A 17,005-nucleotide genomic window follows, 5' to 3' on the forward strand; every position below is an offset into this window, starting at 1 on the left:
TGCTGCCGGACGCGTCAGCGCATGAGCGTGGCCAGCGTGGCGGCGGCGAACTCCCTGGCCGATCCGCTCCAATGACCCAGCAGGCCCTGGAGGTTCTCGCCGTCGGCCCGGTGCGCCGGCAGCTGCTCCTGCAGTGTGGACAGGACCCCGGTGCGTAGCTCCGTGTTGAAGTTGACCTTGCCGACGTTCATGGCAGCGGCCCTCACCAATTCGTCAGCCGGAATGCCTGACGCGCCATGGAGGACAAGGGGCACATGCGTGCGCACGGCAATATCCTGGAGCACGTCCCAGCGGAGCTGCGGCTCGCCCTGGTACTTGCCGTGCACGTTCCCCACAGCGACGGCCAGCAGATCAGCGCCTGTCCGGCTCACGAAGTCCTCCACTTGCGATGCGTCGGTCAGGCCCGCCGCGGGGACGCCGGCCTGGTCCGCCCCGAAGGCGCGGTCCTCGTCCCCTGCCAGTCCGCCCAGTTCCGCTTCAATCACGATCCCGGCGTAGCCCTTTGCCTCCAGCAGCGAGCGCGCCTCCCTGACCAGGGCGATGTTGTCTTCGTACGGAAGGTACGAGCCATCGGCGAGGACAGAATCCGCCCCCGCCGCGACGGCGTCGGCCATGACCCCGACATCGGACGCATGGTCCAGCTGCACCGCTACCGGAACGGAGGCGCCGTCCGCCAGTCCACGGAGCGCGGCGATAAGTCGCAGTCCGTGGACGGTGGCTGCGGTTTTCGGAGCCACCAGCAGGATCACGCCCCGGCCAGCCTGCTCCGCCGCGGCCACAACGGCCAGCGCGGTAGTGAAGTCGTAGCAGGTGAACGCAGGAACTGCGGAGCCTTGTTGCAGGGCGGAGGTGACCAGCTGGTCCAGTCGGGTGCGCATCAGACGCCGAGTCCTCCTACCAGGATCCAGGCCAGGTAGGTCAGGATGAACCCGGCAAGTCCGAGGATCGTAGTGAGCACGGTCCAGGTCCGGAGTCCGTCGGACACGGTGAGTCCGTAGTATCGCACCACGACCCAGAAACCGGCGTCGGTCACGTGGGACAGGCCGAGTGAACCAAAGCCGATGGCGATCACGATCACGGCGATCTGGGCCGGAGTGTATCCGCCGTTGGCCACGGCCGCCGAGAGCAGGCCGGTGGTGGTGACGATCGCAACGGTGGCGGAACCCTGGGCTGCGCGGAGGGCGAGGGAAATGATGAAGGCGAGCAGGAGAAGGGGCACGCCCAAGGTGTCAAGGGTGTCGGAAAGGGCCGCACCGATGCCGGAGACCTGGAGGACGCCGCCAAACACGCCGCCCGCGGCGACCACCATCAGGATGGAGGCGATGGGAGGCAGGGCGCCTTCGAAGATCTCGCCGGTGTCCTTGAGGGACCAGTTGCGCCGGACGGCCAGCAGGAAGAAGGACAGGCCGACGGCGACGAGGAGGGCCAGAAAGGGATTCCCGACGAAGGCGGCAACGCCGTAGAGCGGGTCCTTCTTGTCAATGAGGAGCGTGCCTGTGGTGCCCAGCAGGATCTGGACGATCGGGGCGGCGATGAGGAAGATGATCAGGCCCGGACGGGGCGGCGCTACGGCGTTGTGGCCTGGGCCGACGTGACCGGCGCGGATCAGGGAGTCGGAGCCGAACTCGTCCACCTGGGCCCTGACGCTGGGCAGGAGATCGTACTCTTTGCGGTTCATGATGCTGGCAACCCAGTAGGAGAGGAAACCCAGAGGGACACAGATGATCAGGGAGATCATGGCGATCAGTCCGATATCGGCACCGAGCACGCCGGCGCCGGCAACAATGCCGGGGTGCGGCGGAACGGCCACGTGGATGGCGAGCATGATGCCGGCCATGGGCAGGCCGAACTTGACCGGGTTCACGTTGGCGATCTTGGAGAAGGCGTACACGATCGGCACGAGCACGATGATGCCGACTTCGAAGAACACGGGGATGGCCACCAGGAAGCCGACAGCGGTGAGGGCCACGGCGACCCGTTTGGCGCCCAGCTTTTCGGTGAAGTGTGCCGCCAGGGACTGGACGCCGCCGGAGACTTCGATCATCCGGCCAAGGATGGCTCCCAGCGCGATGAGCAGGGCAACCTTGCCCATGGTGCCGCCCACGCCGGTGGAAACCACGGTGAAGACGTCCTTGAGCGGGATCTGCGCGGCCACAGCCACGAGGATGCTCACGGTCAGGAGGGCCACGAAGGCCTGGACCTTGAAACGGATGATCATGAGCAGCAGCAAAGCGACGCCTGCTGCAGCGATGGTGAGCAGCAGCGGAGTTCCCAGTTCCACAGCCGGTTTGATGACGGGGGCGTCGGCCGCCCCCACCATCAGCGTGTTTATCAGGGGGTTCATTAAGGTGTCTCCTTTGACATGCCAGTCTCTCAGAAGACGGGCACGCGGGCGCTGGATATTTTGAAGGGGAATGCGGAGGTACGGCGATGCCGGAGGGGGACCGCCGTCGTCGTACCTCCCGAACGGGAGAAATCAGAATGGAGAATTCAGCGGGGAGAATTCAGACGGGAGAATTCGGGCTGGAGAATTAAGGCGTGCGCTTCGTGGGCGCAACCACCTTAATGACGGCGGAGTCATCTGCGGCGGCGAGACCCTGGGCCTGGCCCAGGAGGTATAGCTGCTCTGCCGCGGCGGCAACGGGGGCGGCGAGGCCGGCGGCCCGGGTGGCCTTTCCGACGATGCCCATGTCCTTGACGAAGATATCCAGGCGGCTGAGCACTTCGGCGCCCTCCTCGGTGTAGGCCTCAAGGATGCGGGGGCCTCGGTTCGAGAGCATAAAGGAACCTGCGGCGCCGGCTTCCAGCGCGGCCAGGGTCTTGGCCTGGTCCAGGCCCAGCGCGTCAGCGAGGGCCATGGCTTCGGCCGCTGCGGCGATGTGGATGCCGCAGAGGAGCTGGTTGACGGTCTTGAGTGCCTGCCCGTCGCCGGGCTTGTCGCCCACCACGGTCAGTGTGGAGGCGAGCAGTTCCAGGACAGGGCCGGCCTTTTCCCGGGCCTCGGGAGATGCGCCCACAACGATCAGCAGGTCACCTTCGCCGGCACGCTTGGGGCCGCCGGAGAGGGGCGCGTCAACGAGTTCCACGCCATATTCCGCCAGCCGTTCAACAGTGGCCGGGATGGCTTCGGTGCCCACTGTGCTGCCGAGGATCACGACGGCGCCCGGCTCAAGCACGGAGCCAACGCCGCTCTCGCCGAAGAGGACATCGTTGAGCTGTTCGCCGTTACGGACGGCAAGCAGCAGGGCGTCTGCCCCCTTGGAGGCTTCCCGGGCGGAAGCAAAGGTGTGGATCCCGGCGTCCGCGGCGAGCTTCAGGCGCGGTTCGGCGATGTCGTAGCCGTTCACGGTGAGCTGGCTGGCCAGGCGGGTGGCCATGGGCAGGCCCATGGCGCCTAGTCCCAGGACGGCGACGGTGTAGTTGCTGGTCATGATGTTCTCCATTGAATGTGTGCGGCAGGTAGGTCGGTTTAGAAGGTGTTGCTGAGTTTGCGCGTGACCTGGGCCAGGGATTCGTCGTCGCCCACGTTGCCCGCGAACACGATGTACGGAATCCCCTTGGCTGGACCGTCCACGGGCTCCCAGAGGGAGACGATGCCCGGCAGCATGGGGCCGCGGACAATGGCGTGCCGGATTTCCAGGCCGTGCGCGGCCACGTCCGAGGAGGTGATGCCGCCCTTGGCAATGACAAACCGGGGCGGGAACGTTTTCAGCGTGCGGTTCACGACGGCCACGACGGCGGCGGACACCGTGCGTGCTATCCGCAGGCTTTCGGCCGGGTCTTCGGTCTTGATGAGCAGACGGCTGGTATGGAGGATGACGTCGCCGCCGTGGAGCGCGTCCACCACGGTATCCACTATGTGGCCGAGGTAATCCCCGGCGCTGTCTGTCCCGGTTTCGGCGGCAAGGAGTTTCCCGGCGTCGATCTCGACGATACGGGCCGCACTATGCTGCTCCGTCAGCGCTTTGAGCTGCCGGGTAGTGACGCCCACGTGGGAGCCCACCACGATCAGGCCGCCGGCGGTGGAGGGAGTGTAACCGGCGTAGGCTTCGGCGCCGCTGAGTTCATTACGGATCTCCTGGCCGATCCGGGCGCGAACAAACGGCGGTCCTACGCGGTACAGGAGCTTCTTGCCGCGGCGTTCGGCTTCCGCCAGGCCAAGTGCCAGCGCGCGCAGATCGTTCTCGGTGACGATGTCCGCCACGATCGGCGTGGAGTTGGTGGCGGCGTCAAGCGCATCGGCGACGGCGTTGGCAGTGATCTGTGGATCAGTGGAGGCGCGAATGACGTTGAGGTCCAGCACAATCACGGAATCGGCGCCGTAGCGTCCCCCCGACTTCTCCTCCACATACTTGGCCATCTCGGAGTTGGCGAAGCCGAAGCTGGCGTCCTTGGCGAATTCGGTATCTGCCACCGGGTTGAGGCTGCCCGCATCCGGACCGGAGCCGCGCATGTAGTGCACGCCGCCGATCGTTACCCGGCCGGCGTCCGGGAAGGCCGGGACGAGGACAACGCCGTCGGTCTGTTCTCCGCTGACCTCGGCCACGGTGGCGGCGATAACGTCCGGCTCCAGCGGGTAGTGGCCGCGAAGGGTGGAGTCACTGCGGCTGACAAAGCCCAGCCGGAGGGCACCGTTCCCTGAGCCGATATCCTGCGCAGTCCCGGCGGCGGCCAAGGCGTTGCGGACCACTTCCCGGTTCCGGGCGGCCGCTTCTGCGGGATCCAGGCTGCGGGTGTTGGTCAGAACGTAGACGGCCGGCTTGGCCTGGCCAAACGCCCAGATGAAGTCCTCAACGTCCCACCGGGTGAGCACGGGCAGGTCGGAGACGGACTGGGTACCCGTGGGGTCGTCGTCGAGCACTACCAGCATCCGGGGAGAGGCGGTACCGGCTGCGGCGAGGCTCTCGGCCACGAGAGTGGCAGGGATCTGTATCTCGGCCGGGAAGGCGGCCAGGATTTCTGCTTCAAGAGTCACTGTGCACTCCGTTGTGTATCGAATCTAGTAAAAAAGGTAACTGTAAGATGTCTGACATCTAACATTTAGGAATAGTGTGGCACACCACACTATTGGGCGCAAGTAGACTTGTCAGACATATCTCGACATGCGCGCTGAAGGGGGAAGATGGCACGGAAATCACTGGTCGGAGTAGTTGCGGACGAGCTTTTGGACCGGATCATTGCGGGGGAATTCCCGCCGGGAGCCAGCGTGCCGGGGGAACTTGAGCTGAGCGCCAAGCATGAGGTGAGCCGGATGACGGTACGGGAGGCCATGAAGACCCTCGAAGCGCAGCGGATCCTCAGCGTGGAGCGCGGCAGGGGGACATTCGTGAACCCGCTGAACCGGTGGGCCTCACTGGAGGCTGTGCTGCGTGCCGCGTCCGAGGGCAAGAATGAGGCGGACGCGTCCGTGCAGCTCATCGAACTCCGCCGGATGCTTGAGACGGGCGCCTGCGAGCTGGCCGCCGGCCGGATCGGCGAGGCGGATGTCCAGGCGCTTTTCGAGTGCGTGGCGGCGATGCGCGCAGCCCACGAGGTTAACGACGTTCCCGCGTTTGTGGAGGCCGACCTTGCATTCCATGACCTGATCCTGCATGCCTCCGAGAACGTGTTTGTCGCCGTGCTCTTCGAACCGCTGCACCGCGTCCTGGAGAAGCGCCGCGCCGAGACGTCAGCCGTGCCCGAGATCCAGGTCCACGCCATCGGGCATCACCAGAACATCGCGGAGGCCCTGGAATCCCGGGACCCCTCCCGTTCCCGTGAAGCCATGGACGCCCATATGCAGCAGACTCTCGACGACCTCAAGAACCTGGTGCTCGGCGCCCACAAGGGGTAGGTACCCGCACTCAGCAGGCCGTGCGTTCATCACACCCGCCGCTTCAGGTCGTGGGGCCGGAGGTCTGGCCAGGTCCCGGAAGTCCTACTAGTCTTCAAGAACGGCCCGCAACCGGGGACTCGAAGGCGATCACGAGGAGCGAAGTTGTCCAACCATACGTACAGCATTTCTGAAATTGTCGGAACGTCCGAAGAAGGTGTCGACGCGGCAGTCCGGAACGGGATCGCTGAGGCCGCCAAGACCCTGCGCAACCTTGACTGGTTCGAGGTCAAGGAAGTCCGCGGCCACCTTGCCGACGGAAAGATCGCCGACTGGCAGGTGACAATCAAGATTGGTTTCCGCCTGGAACGCTGACCCCGCGCCCTGATCTGACAATGATGGCCGCGCCCCTCCGGGGGCACGGCCATCATTTTTCCGTACGTGCGGCGTCTTTAGTTGAGGGAGACAAGGCCTGCGGTTCGACGGCGCCAAACCGCGGGCACGCCGTCGAACGCGGGGAATACCTGCCCCTCAAAGAAGGACTCCACCACTTGGGGATCGGATTCGGGACTCCACAGCCCTGAGACAGGGCAATGGGAACCCGTGGTACTTGCAGGGCCGGCGGCAGAGACCTGGCGTTCCTTCAACAGCGCGATGCGTTTCATCTTTGAGACCATCCTTGGCAGAAAAAAGTGTGTGCCTCCAGCCTAGGAAAGCGCGTCGCACTTCCCAATGGGCTGGTGGACAGAATCGTTGCGGACGGCTGGCCACTTGCACAGCTGCACAGCAAAACAATCATGGAGGCCGGTGGGGCGCCCGGCGGGTTGCGCCACCATTGCGCCGTTGGGGATGACTCGTTGTATCTGGTCGGTGTGTGGGAGTCAGAGGAACTGCTCAGGACACGCTTTGCCAGTGCCGAGTTCCCCAGTGCCGAGTTCCAAAGAATCCTCTCAGAAGCCGGCTTCCCTTCCATCGAGGACGCGGAGATCACAGTCCTGCAGCTGCATGCGATCGAGCCGCCCCTATGAGTGCCGGGTAGGACAGCCGGGCAGGCCGCCCCACAGCCGCCCCTGTAGGAATTCTTCCGTCATCACTCCCGTCCGCGCAGTTTTTGCCAAGGAAGTTGAAGGGTTGCGCAGGGTTTGCCGAGGTTTGGGACAGACCCCTGTCCGCCAGCCTTCCCCTTTGCCACCATGGTCCAGGGGCACCTGCTTTTCAGCAGGAAGGGACCAGGAAAGGGGCGCACCATGAATCATCAATTTGTCGTCCGGGTCCTAGCCACCCTCACCATCGTCCTGGGCATCAACTACATTCTCTGGCGCTGGCTGTTCTCGGTGAACTGGTCTGCGGCGTGGATCAGCGTTCCGCTGGCAATGGTCGAAACCTACAGTTTGATTGACGCCTTCCTCTTCGGCGTCACCATGTGGCGGCTCCGGGTGCGGGAAGTCCCTCCGGCTCCGGCCGAAGGACTGAGCGTGGACGTCTTCATCACCACGTACAACGAGCCCGTCGACCTCGTCATGACAACAGCCATCGCTGCCCGGCGCATCAGCTACCCGCATAAGACCTGGATCCTCGACGACGGGGCCCGCCCGGCCATGAAGGGGGCCGCGGAAGCAGCCGGCATCGGTTACATCACCCGCTCCCCCGACTGGGATAACCTCCCCCGGCACGCGAAAGCGGGAAACCTCAATAATGCCCTCGCGGCGACGCAGGGCGAGTTTCTTCTCATCCTTGACGCTGACCAGATCCCGGAACCGGGAATCGTCCATAGCATGCTGGGCCACTTCAACAACGAAAAGGTCGCCCTGGTTCAAACGCCCCAATGGTTCTCGAATGTCGCCGACGACGACATCCTGGGAAGCCAGGCGCCACTGTTCTATGGCCCGATCCAACAGGGCAAGGACGGGTGGAACGCGGCGTTCTTCTGCGGCTCCAATGCCATGATCCGGCGAGAGGCCCTGATGCAGATCGGCATCACCGGCTACGTCAACGGCGTCACGGCCACTGTGAAGCAAGCTTTGAAGGGCGCTGACAAAGTCATCGCCAGGGCCCGCACAGAGCACCGGACGGCCGGAGATCATGTGATCCTTGCGCTCGAGGACATCGGCGCGGCGGTGCGCGGCGCGCGCCAGGAACTGAAACAGGACCAGTCGGTCGCTAACATCACGTACGGCTTCCAGCGGAGGGTTGACCTGGCCGCGCGGAGCATCGTCATGGCGGATATAGCCTCGCTCACGGCCGATCTGGACGAGATCGAGCGGATGCAAGGCAACGGGACCGGTGTCCGGTACAACGACGAGGCCGCCATTGACCGCCTGGCCAGGCGCGACTGGTCACCCATCGGGGCCATGGGCTCGCTCCGCGGCCTGGTCCGTGACCTGGACGTCGATCGGCCGCAGGAGGCCCTGCCGGTCATGCCCATGGCCACAAACTCAGTCACGGAAGACATGGCCACTTGCATGCGCCTGCACGCTGCGGGCTGGGAGAGCGTGTACCACCACGAAATACTCGCCAAGGGCCTGGCTCCGGAGGACCTCCGGACGATGCTGACCCAGCGCCTGAGGTGGGCCCAAGGCACCATGCAGGTCTTCCTGCGTGAGAACCCGCTCCTCCAGCGCGGGCTCAGTGCCGGGCAGCGCCTGATGTACTTCTCGACAATGTGGAGCTACCTGTCGGGGTTCGCTGCGGTGGTCTATATCGCCGCCCCCATCATTTTCCTGTGCTTCGGCGTAATGCCCGTGGATGCTTTCAGTAGTGACTTTTTCGCCCGGCTGATACCTTTCCTGATCGTTAATCAGGTCCTGTTTTTCGTAGCGGCACGGGGCAGGAAAACGTGGCGCGGCCAGCAGTACAGCCTTGCGCTCTTCCCCGTCTGGATCAAGGCGTGCACGACGGCGGCCGGCAACGTCCTGTTCGGCCGCGACCTGGGGTTCGCCGTCACCCCTAAAACCCGGCAAAAAGGCGGCCCGCCCTGGTCCCTGATCCGGGCCCAGCTGGCCGCCATAGCAGCCCTCGTGCTGGCCGCAGTCCTCGGACTGGTGCGAATGTTCACGGGATTGGGAGCTCCGGCGGGAACGCTCGTCAACGTGGCGTGGGTCATTTACGATCTGCTGATCCTCAGCGTGATAATCCGGGCCGCGCTCTACAAGGGATTCACGCCAAACGGCTGAACATCCTCAGCCGGCGGGCACCACCTGAGCCGGCGGGCACATCCTCAGCTGTCGGGCGCGGCCGGCGGGACTGCTTCAGCGGAGAACAGCTGCTGTTCCGGCCGGGCATCTGCTCCAAGGCTGCCCAGCAGCGCCAGGGCATCCGCGGAGGGTGAACCCGGCTTGGCGGAATAGACCCGGAAGGCCTGGTCCGGGTCGTCGGGGAGGACAAAGTTCTCAAAATTCAGTTCCAGGTCGCCGACGGCGGGATGGTGGAGCCGGACGCTGCCAGCGGACCGCGTCGCCACCCTGTGTCCTGCCCACCATTGGCGAAAGTGCTCGCTCCGTACGGCGAGTTCACCCACCAACTGGTTGGCCTGCGCATCATTGGGGTGCCGTCCCACGTCGACCCGGAGCGCGCCGGCGGCATCCGCAGCAATAGTTTTCCAGTCCCTGAAGAGCTCCCGGGCCCGGGGATCCAGGATCAGCCAGCGCGTGAGATTGCGTTCCGGGGCCGGGAGCGCCAGGAAATCCGTGAACAGAAGGGAAGCCATCCGGTTGCCCGCCAGGACGTCCGTGCGCCGGCCCAGGACCAGCGCGGGGACGTCCCCCACTGCCTCCAGAAGGTGGCGGAGGGCGGGGCGCACGGACTGGGCAGTGCCGGGAGGACGCGTCGTGGCGGCGCAGTTTTCCAGTAGGTCCATCATGTGAGCGTGTTCGCTGACATCCAGTCGGAGCGCCCGGGACACGGAATCCAGCACCGCCCGCGACGGATGGATATTCCTTCCCTGTTCCAGTCGGATGTAGTAGTCAGTGCTCACGCCGGCCAGCCGGGCAACTTCCTCACGCCGCAGCCCCGGAACCCTGCGGGTGCCGGCAGTGCCCTCCGCTCCTGCGTCCTCGGGACTCAACCGTGACCGCATGGCTTTCAGGAATTTTCCGAACTCGGCGCTCTGACCCATGCAGCCCATTCTGCCGGGTTTCCGTCGGCTTTGGTGGCCCTTTTCCATCACGAGGGTAGGACTGGCAATCCTAGGAAAAACAGGAACAGGCTCAACTGCTGACTCCGGCAGCAAAAGTGCATAGGCTCAGGACAGAGCCTTTCCGAAAGCGCTTTCTCATGCAGCGTTTTCTCATGCAGGAGGGCACGTGCACGCACGTGCAGGAAGTCCCCAGCATCTACCAGCCGCGAGCAAGGAGCCACACACCATGTCAGAGCTGACACTGAACAACGGAGTCATCATTCCCCAACTGGGCTTTGGCGTTTTCCAGGTCCCGCCGGAAGACACCCAGCGGATCGTCGAGGACGCACTGGCCGCTGGCTACCGCCACATCGACACGGCCGCGGCCTATCGTAACGAGGCCGGGGTCGGGGCTGCCATCGCTGCCTCCGGGATCCCGCGCGCAGAAATCTTCGTGACCACCAAGCTCCGCAACGGCGAGCAGGGCCGGGCACAGGAAGCGTTCCAGAACAGCCGCAAGGCGCTGGGCGCGGACTTCGTGGACCTGTACCTGATTCACTGGCCGGTCCCTTCGCAGGGCCTGTACGTCCAGGCGTGGAAGGAGCTGGAACGCCTGTATGCCAACAATCAGATCCGCGCCATTGGGGTTTCGAACTTCCTCTCCCAGCATCTGGACAGCCTGCTGGAATCCGCGGAAGTCGTGCCGGCGGTGAACCAGATCGAACTGCACCCGAGCTACCAGCAGGCTGAATTGACGGCAAAGTGCCGCTCCCTGGACATCGCGGTGGAGGCCTACAGCCCGCTGGGACAAGGCGGCGACCTCAACGGAAGTGCTGTCACTGCCATCGCCCGCGCCCACAACGCCACGACAGCCCAGGTGGTTCTCGCCTGGCATCTGGCTGCCGGGAACATCGTCATCCCCAAGTCGGCCGATCCATCCCGGCTACGGGAGAATTTCGCCGCGTCATCCCTCACGCTGACAGACGACGAACTCGCGTCCATCACCGCGCTGGAGTCAGGGGCGCGCATCGGTTCGGATCCCGCCGTCGCCTCCTTCAGCCAGCTTTAATCCGCCTCGACCCAAAGGACTGAATCCCATGCAGTACACCCATCTTGGCCGTTCCGGCCTCAAGGTTTCCCGCCTCTGCCTTGGCACCATGAACTTTGGCCCGCAGACGGAGGAAGCTGATGCCCACTCCATCATGGACTCAGCGCTGGACTCGGGTATCAACTTCTTCGACACCGCCAATGTTTATGGCGGCACGGGGCACCGCGGCTGGACGGAAGAGATCATCGGCCGCTGGTTCGCTCAGGGCGGCGAGCGCCGGGAACGCACTGTTCTGGCCACCAAGCTGTACGGAACAATGAGCGACCGGCCCAATGAGTCCAAGCTCTCCGCGCTGAACATCCGCCGGGCCCTGGACGCGAGCCTCAAGCGTCTGCAAACGGATTACATAGACATTTACCAGTTCCACCACATCGACCGGGACACTCCGTGGGACGAAATCTGGCAGGCGATCGAAGTCGCTGTGCAGCAGGGCAAAATCCTCTATTCCGGCAGCAGCAACTTTGCCGGCTGGCACATTGCCCAGGCCCAGGAGGCAGCCCGACGCCGCAATTACACTGGCCTGGTTAGCGAGCAGTCCATTTACAACCTGTTCCGCCGCGAGGTGGAGCTTGAAGTCATTCCGGCCGCCCGGCAGTACGGGCTGGGGCTCATTCCCTGGTCGCCGCTCCAGGGCGGGCTGCTGGGCGGAGTGTTGAAGAAGGAACGCCAAGGAGTCCGGCGCAGTGAGGGACGGGCCCTGGAGACGCTCAAGAAGCACCAGGAACAGATCCGGCAGTACGAGGACTTTGCCGACGACCTGGGCCACGAACCCGGCGACATCGCCCTCGCCTGGCTGCTTCACCAGCCCGCAGTCACCGCACCTATCGTCGGGCCGCGCACCCAGGAACAGCTCGACGCCGCCATCCGCGCTTTGGACGTCACGCTCGACGCCGATGCCCTCAAGCGGCTCGACGACATCTTCCCGGGACACCGCACAGCGCCGGAAGACTACGCGTGGTAACCACGCTCTTGCCTGAAGCCGATACGGTGGCGCCGAGGAACATCCTGTTCGTCGGCGGCACCGGGGTCATCAGCGCGGCGGCGGCGGAACGTGCCGTCGCGCTGGGGCACCGGCTGACTATCCTGAACAGGGGCAAGTCAACGGGCAGGCCGGTGCCGGAGGGGGCCGAAGTCCTGCAGGCGGATGTGCGCGACGCTTCAGCCGTGCAGGAGGTGCTCGGCGCAAGGGAGTTCGACGCCGTCGCGGACTTTATTGCCTTCACTCCGGACCATGCCCGGGCCAGTTTGGAACTGTTCCGCGGCAGGGTCGGACAGTACGTGTTCATCAGTTCCGCTTCCGCCTACCAAAAGCCGCCTGCCCGGTTGCCCGTCGTCGAGTCCACTCCCTTGAAGAACCCGTTTTGGCAGTACTCACGCGACAAGATCGCCTGCGAGGAGTTGCTGTTCGGGGCGTACCGCTCGGAAGATTTCCCGCTCACTGTTGTGCGGCCCTCGCACACGTACGACCGGACCAAGATTGCGATGGTGGGCGGCTGGACGGACATCCACCGGATGCGCGCCGGGCTGCCGGTGATAGTGCACGGCGATGGAACGTCGCTCTGGACCCTGACCCACAGCCGGGATTTTGCCAAGGCCTTCGTGGGGCTCCTGGGACGGCCCCAGGCGGTGGGCGAGAGCTACACCATCACCTCCGACGAGTACCTTCCGTGGAACCAAATCTACGGACTCTTCGCGCGGGCAGCCGGAGTTCCGGAGCCCGAGCTGGTCCATGTGGCTTCGGAGACCATTGCAGCGCACAGTGACGAACTGGGGCCGAACCTGCTGGGTGACAGGTCTCATTCAGTAGTCTTCGACAACTCCAAAATCAAGTCCCTGGTGCCGGATTACAGGGCCACCATCCCGTTCGCTGACGGTGCCCGGGAGATCGTCGACTGGCATGACAACCATCCCGGGCTGCAGGTCGTGGACCAGCTGTTCATGGAGCTGAGCGACCGGCTGGTGGCCTGGGCACGCAGGCCTCTCTGACCGATATGAGGACTGATATTCAGCGCGTTTTAAGGGCCACGACCGCCGGATCCGGGAGACACTGTTCAAATGACACTCGCACCGCTCATCAAACTCAATGACGGACACACCATCCCACAAGTGGGTCTTGGCACCTGGCCGCTGGATGACGATCAGGTGGCTACCGCCGTCGTCCATGCAGTGGAGGCCGGATACCGGCACATCGATACCGCAGTGAAGTACGGCAACGAGGAAGGGGTGGGCAACGGCATCCGCGCCAGCGGCGTGGACCGCGGCGAGCTGTTCGTCACTACCAAACTGGACGGCCAGTTCCAGGGCCAGGACAGGGCCCTGGAAGGGCTGGAGGGCTCCCTGAAACGGCTGAAACTGGACTACGTGGATCTGTTGCTGATCCACTGGCCGCTCCCCCAGCGGGACGACTATGTCTCCACCTGGAAGACGTTTGAGCGGCTGCAGCAAGAAGGAAAAGCAAAGTCCATCGGCGTCTCCAACTTCAAGCCGGCGCACCTTGAGCGGTTGATGGCCGAATGTGAAGTCGTGCCGGCGGTAAACCAGATCCAGCTCAGCCCGGCCATCACCCGGGTAGCAGAACGTGAGTTCCACGCAAGGCACGGCATCGTGACCGAGTCATACAGCCCTCTCGGCGGCCCGGGCGCCGGCCTGCTGGACGCTCCCGTCCTTGCCCAGCTCGGCGAAAAATACGGCAAAACGCCCGGTCAACTGGTACTGCGGTGGCATATCCAGCAAGGAATTGTGACCATTCCAAAGTCGGGCAACCCGGACCGGATGGCGGAGAACCTGGACATCTTCGATTTCGCCCTGGACTCGCAGGATCTAGCGGAAATTGCCATCCTCGAAGAGGCTCCGGACGCCGGCATCGATTCGGACGTGACCGGGCACTAAACCTCTCCTGCTTACCGCCGCATCCGGAATGCCGGGTGGCAAAAATAAAGTAAGCATGATTACTATTGAGGCGGAAGGACGAAGCGCACCCGGGATCCGGGTGCCTCCTTTAGAAGGAAGAGGGAACGACAAATGGGTTTTTTTGCATTTCTGATTCTGGGCCTTATTGCTGGAGCGATCGCTAAGGCGATCCTTCCTGGTCGGCAGGGTGGCGGCATTTTCATCACCTTGCTGCTGGGCGTTGTGGGAGCGTTCCTCGGCGGCTGGATCGGCGGACTGATCTTCGGCACCGGGCTGCAGGAGTTCTTTTCGCTCCAGACCTGGCTGCTCGCGATCGGCGGCTCGATCATCGTGCTGCTTGTCTACGGCATGATCACCAGGCGGAGCGTCCGGAGCTAACTGCGGCACTCGGCCAGGAAACCGGCCCGGGGGCACAATCCCTGGGCCGGTTTCCCATCTCCCGGCCGTATGGCCGGGCTTGAAACCTTCTCACAGAGCAGGAGTTCACCATGAAATCAAAACTTCTTTTGGGCGTTGGAATCGCAGCAGGCTACGTCCTGGGATCCCGGTCCGGCCGGGCTGCGTATGACAAACTCAAGGCCCGGGCTGCCAGCATCTGGGACAGCAAGCCTGTCCAGGACAAGGTTGCCGCGGCCACCGAGGTGATCAAGGAAAAGGCCCCGGAGGTAGCGGACCAGCTCGGTGAAGCGGCCCGCCGGGCAGGCACCGTGATCGGCTCCGCCATTCACCATGACGACTTGGCCGGGGACAGCAAGACAGGTAACGGCAAGACCAGCAGGGCGGAGACGTCCGACGCCGGCGCTACCGTGAGTGCCTCAGGTACCGGAGCTGGAGCTGGAAGTTTCGGTGCCGGCACCGGTGACCACATTCCTGCCCACAGCACCCATCCCGAAACCGCCAACCTCGGCACGTCGGGTGAAAGCGGAGCAGCTTCCGCCGGAGCCACGGGTGCGGATCCCCTAAGGGACGGATCGCAGGGTCCGTAAAGGGATTTTTCGGCGAATGCCCAGTCCCGACCGATCATTCGCCGACCATCTGCACTGAACTGAACGACCTTGCTGGCCGTCGCGATCCTTGGGGGACGCGGCGGCCAGCGTCGTTCCGGCGGCAATCGAGCCACCCGGCTAACGTGCGATCGGTGTCGCTATCTTGCTGTAGAAGTCATGAATGTCTGCGGACAATACCGCCGGCGATTCATGAGCCGCATAATGGCCATGATCAGGGTAGACAACCCAGGACGCTATGTTGCTGTGGTCCCGTTGGGCAAAGCGCCGGATCGACTGGAAATCCCTTCCGCCTGCGGCGAGCGCTATGGGCACGGTGGTCGGCTCTTCGGGACGTTGCAGTGATTTGGCCATCTCGTAGTAGAACCGGACTGACGAGGCCATCGTTCGCGTGAACCAGTAGACGGCGACGTTCCCGACAATGAAATCGTCATCCAGGTCGTCGCCGAAAAGCTGGCTGTTCCAGCCCAGAAGACCTGCCGGGCTGTCGGCCAGGGCGTGCGCCAGCGTCTGTGGCGACTGGGACTGCAGCTGGTTGAAGGCCCCCATATTCTGCCAGAACCAGTTCAAGTGCTGGATGGCAGCTTCTTCCTCGGGCGTCATATCTGCAAGTTCTTCGGGATCTCCCGTGGGAAAGGAGAACAGCTGCGTGACGTGGACGCCAACGACGTGGGCCGGGTCCAGCCTCCCGACTTCCGGGGAAATGATGGACCCGCCGTCGTTCCCGACCGCCCCGTAGCGTTCGTAGCCAAGCCGGGACATGAGCTCCACCCATGCCCTGGCTACTCGATACTGGTCCCAGCCGCGCTCTGTAGTGGGCCCGGAGAAGCCAAAGCCGGGCGTCGACGGAACCACCACGTCATAGCCGTCGGCCACAAGCGGCTCGATGATGTCCAGATATTCGGCAATCGAACCAGGCCAGCCGTGGGTCAGGATGAGTCCGGTTGCGTCCGGCCTGCCGCTGCGCACATGCAGGAAATGGATGTTCTGGCCATCGATTTTCGTGATGAACTGCGGAAAAGCGTTCAGCCTGGCCTCGAAGGCACGCCAGTCGAAGCGATGGCGCCAGTGCGCAACGAGCCGCTGGACCCGTTCTACAGAGGTTCCGTAGACCTCCCCCGAGCCGGGGATCTGGTCAACCCACAGGGTTCGATCCAACCTCGCATGAAGATCGTCGAGTTCCGATTGGGGAATGTTCACCCGGAACGGACTCACGGTACTGTCGCTGACCTGTACTTCTGCTGTCTTGCCCATACCTGCTGCTCTCCTTCGCGGACGGATTCCGGTCAATCGGAACGGCTTATTCCGTTCTGATACCAGAATAGCGGAACGAAGCATTCCGTTCAAGTGGTATTGTTGATTCATGAGCAGTTCTCTAAAAGACCCCGTACAACCCCCGCCACATGAGCCTCCCCGTGGCCTGAATGGTCGGCGCGCACAGGCAGCCCGGAACGATCACTCCATCCTGGCCGCGGCGAGGACTGTCTTCCTGCAGAGCCCGCAGGCGCCGGTTGCTGCTGTTGCGAAAGAAGCAGGCGTTGGCATTTCCGCCTTGTACCGCCGCTATCCGGGCAAGGAGCAGCTCCTCCAAAAGCTGTGCGCAGACGGGCTCAGGACGTTCATCTCAATTGCCGAACAGTATTCGGACGGCCAACCGGATCCTTTCACCGCACTCAAGGACTTTGTTCGGGGAATTGTGGATGCGGACGTCCACGCCCTGACAGTCAAGCTCGCAGGTACGTTCACTCCGACGCCCGAACTTGGCGAGCTCTCAGTGCGCGCCGACCTTCTGATGAAGTCGATATTTCAGAGAGCCTTCGACGGAGGTATGTTGCGCGCGGATGCTGACGCCAATGACGTCCCGATGATTTTTGAACAACTCACTGCCATCCGTCTGCTTGACGAGGCGCGTACCGTGGCCCTGCGCCACCGCTACCTGGACCTCATCATGGACGGGATGCGCTCAAATCCAACCTTCGGAACGCTCTCAGCACCCGCACCAAGTGGCATGGAGCTCGGGGAACGTTGGGCAGTCCCTCAGTCCGCCTGAGTGCCTG

Annotated in this window: 18 protein-coding genes; 11 read left to right on the forward strand and 7 right to left on the reverse strand. The window is 63.8% G+C overall.

Annotation, left to right across the window (positions count from 1 at the left end; translation table 11 throughout):
• Nucleotides 1-14: 14 nt before the first annotated feature.
• The 4 genes from QFZ40_RS18150 to QFZ40_RS18165 form a co-directional block, all read right to left on the reverse strand.
• Nucleotides 15-878 carry a class II fructose-bisphosphate aldolase gene (locus tag QFZ40_RS18150; protein WP_306906066.1) on the reverse strand — a complete coding sequence of 288 codons (864 nt, stop codon included), beginning with the start codon at nt 876-878 and terminating at the stop codon, nt 15-17.
• A complete protein-coding gene (locus QFZ40_RS18155; RefSeq protein WP_306906067.1) occupies nt 878-2,344 on the reverse strand; it encodes a GntP family transporter in 1,467 nt (488 codons plus the stop codon). The genes QFZ40_RS18150 and QFZ40_RS18155 overlap by 1 nt, the downstream gene beginning before the upstream one ends.
• 187 nt (nt 2,345-2,531) lie before the next feature.
• Nucleotides 2,532-3,431: an NAD(P)-dependent oxidoreductase gene (locus QFZ40_RS18160; RefSeq protein ID WP_306906069.1), complete on the reverse strand. Its 900-nt coding sequence runs from the start codon at nt 3,429-3,431 to the stop codon at nt 2,532-2,534.
• A 38-nt stretch (nt 3,432-3,469) separates the two neighbouring features.
• Nucleotides 3,470-4,975, reverse strand: coding sequence for a four-carbon acid sugar kinase family protein (locus QFZ40_RS18165; protein WP_306906070.1), 1,506 nt, complete (start codon nt 4,973-4,975; stop codon nt 3,470-3,472).
• A 147-nt stretch (nt 4,976-5,122) separates the two neighbouring features.
• On the opposite strand from QFZ40_RS18165, the gene QFZ40_RS18170 reads away from it, so the two are divergent.
• On the forward strand, nt 5,123-5,833 hold the full coding sequence (locus QFZ40_RS18170; RefSeq protein ID WP_306906071.1) for a FadR/GntR family transcriptional regulator: 711 nt from the start codon (nt 5,123-5,125) through the stop codon (nt 5,831-5,833).
• A 144-nt stretch (nt 5,834-5,977) separates the two neighbouring features.
• Nucleotides 5,978-6,187, forward strand: a complete 210-nt coding sequence (locus QFZ40_RS18175) for a dodecin (RefSeq protein ID WP_306906072.1) — start codon at nt 5,978-5,980, stop codon at nt 6,185-6,187.
• A gap of 77 nt (nt 6,188-6,264) precedes the next feature.
• Here the strand turns inward: QFZ40_RS18175 and QFZ40_RS18180 are convergent, their stop codons facing one another.
• On the reverse strand, nt 6,265-6,477 hold the full coding sequence (locus QFZ40_RS18180) for a hypothetical protein (protein ID WP_306906074.1): 213 nt from the start codon (nt 6,475-6,477) through the stop codon (nt 6,265-6,267).
• A 75-nt stretch (nt 6,478-6,552) separates the two neighbouring features.
• Here QFZ40_RS18180 and QFZ40_RS18185 point away from each other — a divergent pair, with 75 nt between their 5' ends.
• Nucleotides 6,553-6,840, forward strand: coding sequence for a hypothetical protein (locus QFZ40_RS18185; protein ID WP_306906075.1), 288 nt, complete (start codon nt 6,553-6,555; stop codon nt 6,838-6,840).
• Nucleotides 6,841-7,059: 219 nt separating this feature from the next.
• On the forward strand, nt 7,060-8,985 hold the full coding sequence (locus tag QFZ40_RS18190) for a glycosyltransferase family 2 protein (RefSeq protein WP_306906076.1): 1,926 nt from the start codon (nt 7,060-7,062) through the stop codon (nt 8,983-8,985).
• Between the two features lie 44 nt (nt 8,986-9,029).
• Here QFZ40_RS18190 and QFZ40_RS18195 read toward each other — a convergent pair whose 3' ends face one another.
• Complete coding sequence (locus QFZ40_RS18195) at nt 9,030-9,926, reverse strand: helix-turn-helix domain-containing protein (RefSeq protein ID WP_306906077.1); 897 nt, start codon at nt 9,924-9,926, stop codon at nt 9,030-9,032.
• Between the two features lie 247 nt (nt 9,927-10,173).
• Here QFZ40_RS18195 and QFZ40_RS18200 point away from each other — a divergent pair, with 247 nt between their 5' ends.
• The 6 genes from QFZ40_RS18200 to QFZ40_RS18225 all read left to right on the forward strand — a co-directional run bounded on the left by QFZ40_RS18200 (nt 10,174) and on the right by QFZ40_RS18225 (nt 14,930).
• Nucleotides 10,174-10,995, forward strand: a complete 822-nt coding sequence (locus tag QFZ40_RS18200) for an aldo/keto reductase (protein WP_306906078.1) — start codon at nt 10,174-10,176, stop codon at nt 10,993-10,995.
• A gap of 28 nt (nt 10,996-11,023) precedes the next feature.
• Entirely contained in the window at nt 11,024-11,995 is a 972-nt protein-coding gene (locus QFZ40_RS18205) for an aldo/keto reductase (protein WP_306906079.1), read from the forward strand.
• The gene (locus tag QFZ40_RS18210; protein WP_306906080.1) at nt 11,989-13,020 is read left to right on the forward strand and encodes an NAD-dependent epimerase/dehydratase family protein; all 1,032 of its coding nucleotides are present in this window, start codon (nt 11,989-11,991) and stop codon (nt 13,018-13,020) included. The genes QFZ40_RS18205 and QFZ40_RS18210 overlap by 7 nt, the downstream gene beginning before the upstream one ends.
• Before the next feature lie 69 nt (nt 13,021-13,089).
• Nucleotides 13,090-13,923, forward strand: coding sequence for an aldo/keto reductase (locus QFZ40_RS18215; RefSeq protein WP_306906082.1), 834 nt, complete (start codon nt 13,090-13,092; stop codon nt 13,921-13,923).
• Nucleotides 13,924-14,055: 132 nt separating this feature from the next.
• On the forward strand, nt 14,056-14,322 hold the full coding sequence (locus QFZ40_RS18220; RefSeq protein ID WP_306906083.1) for a GlsB/YeaQ/YmgE family stress response membrane protein: 267 nt from the start codon (nt 14,056-14,058) through the stop codon (nt 14,320-14,322).
• A 110-nt stretch (nt 14,323-14,432) separates the two neighbouring features.
• Entirely contained in the window at nt 14,433-14,930 is a 498-nt protein-coding gene (locus QFZ40_RS18225) for a hypothetical protein (RefSeq protein ID WP_306906085.1), read from the forward strand.
• 138 nt (nt 14,931-15,068) lie between these two features.
• Here the strand turns inward: QFZ40_RS18225 and QFZ40_RS18230 are convergent, their stop codons facing one another.
• Nucleotides 15,069-16,202 carry an epoxide hydrolase family protein gene (locus QFZ40_RS18230; protein WP_306906086.1) on the reverse strand — a complete coding sequence of 378 codons (1,134 nt, stop codon included), beginning with the start codon at nt 16,200-16,202 and terminating at the stop codon, nt 15,069-15,071.
• A gap of 109 nt (nt 16,203-16,311) precedes the next feature.
• Between QFZ40_RS18230 and QFZ40_RS18235 the strand changes: the two genes are divergently transcribed.
• Nucleotides 16,312-16,998 (forward strand): TetR/AcrR family transcriptional regulator, encoded by a 687-nt coding sequence (locus tag QFZ40_RS18235; RefSeq protein WP_306906087.1) that lies wholly within the window; start codon nt 16,312-16,314, stop codon nt 16,996-16,998.
• Nucleotides 16,999-17,005 lie beyond the last annotated feature (7 nt).

Origin of the sequence: Arthrobacter pascens, from assembly GCF_030816475.1 — a bacterium.
Taxonomy (GTDB): Bacteria; Actinomycetota; Actinomycetes; order Actinomycetales; family Micrococcaceae; genus Arthrobacter; species Arthrobacter pascens_B.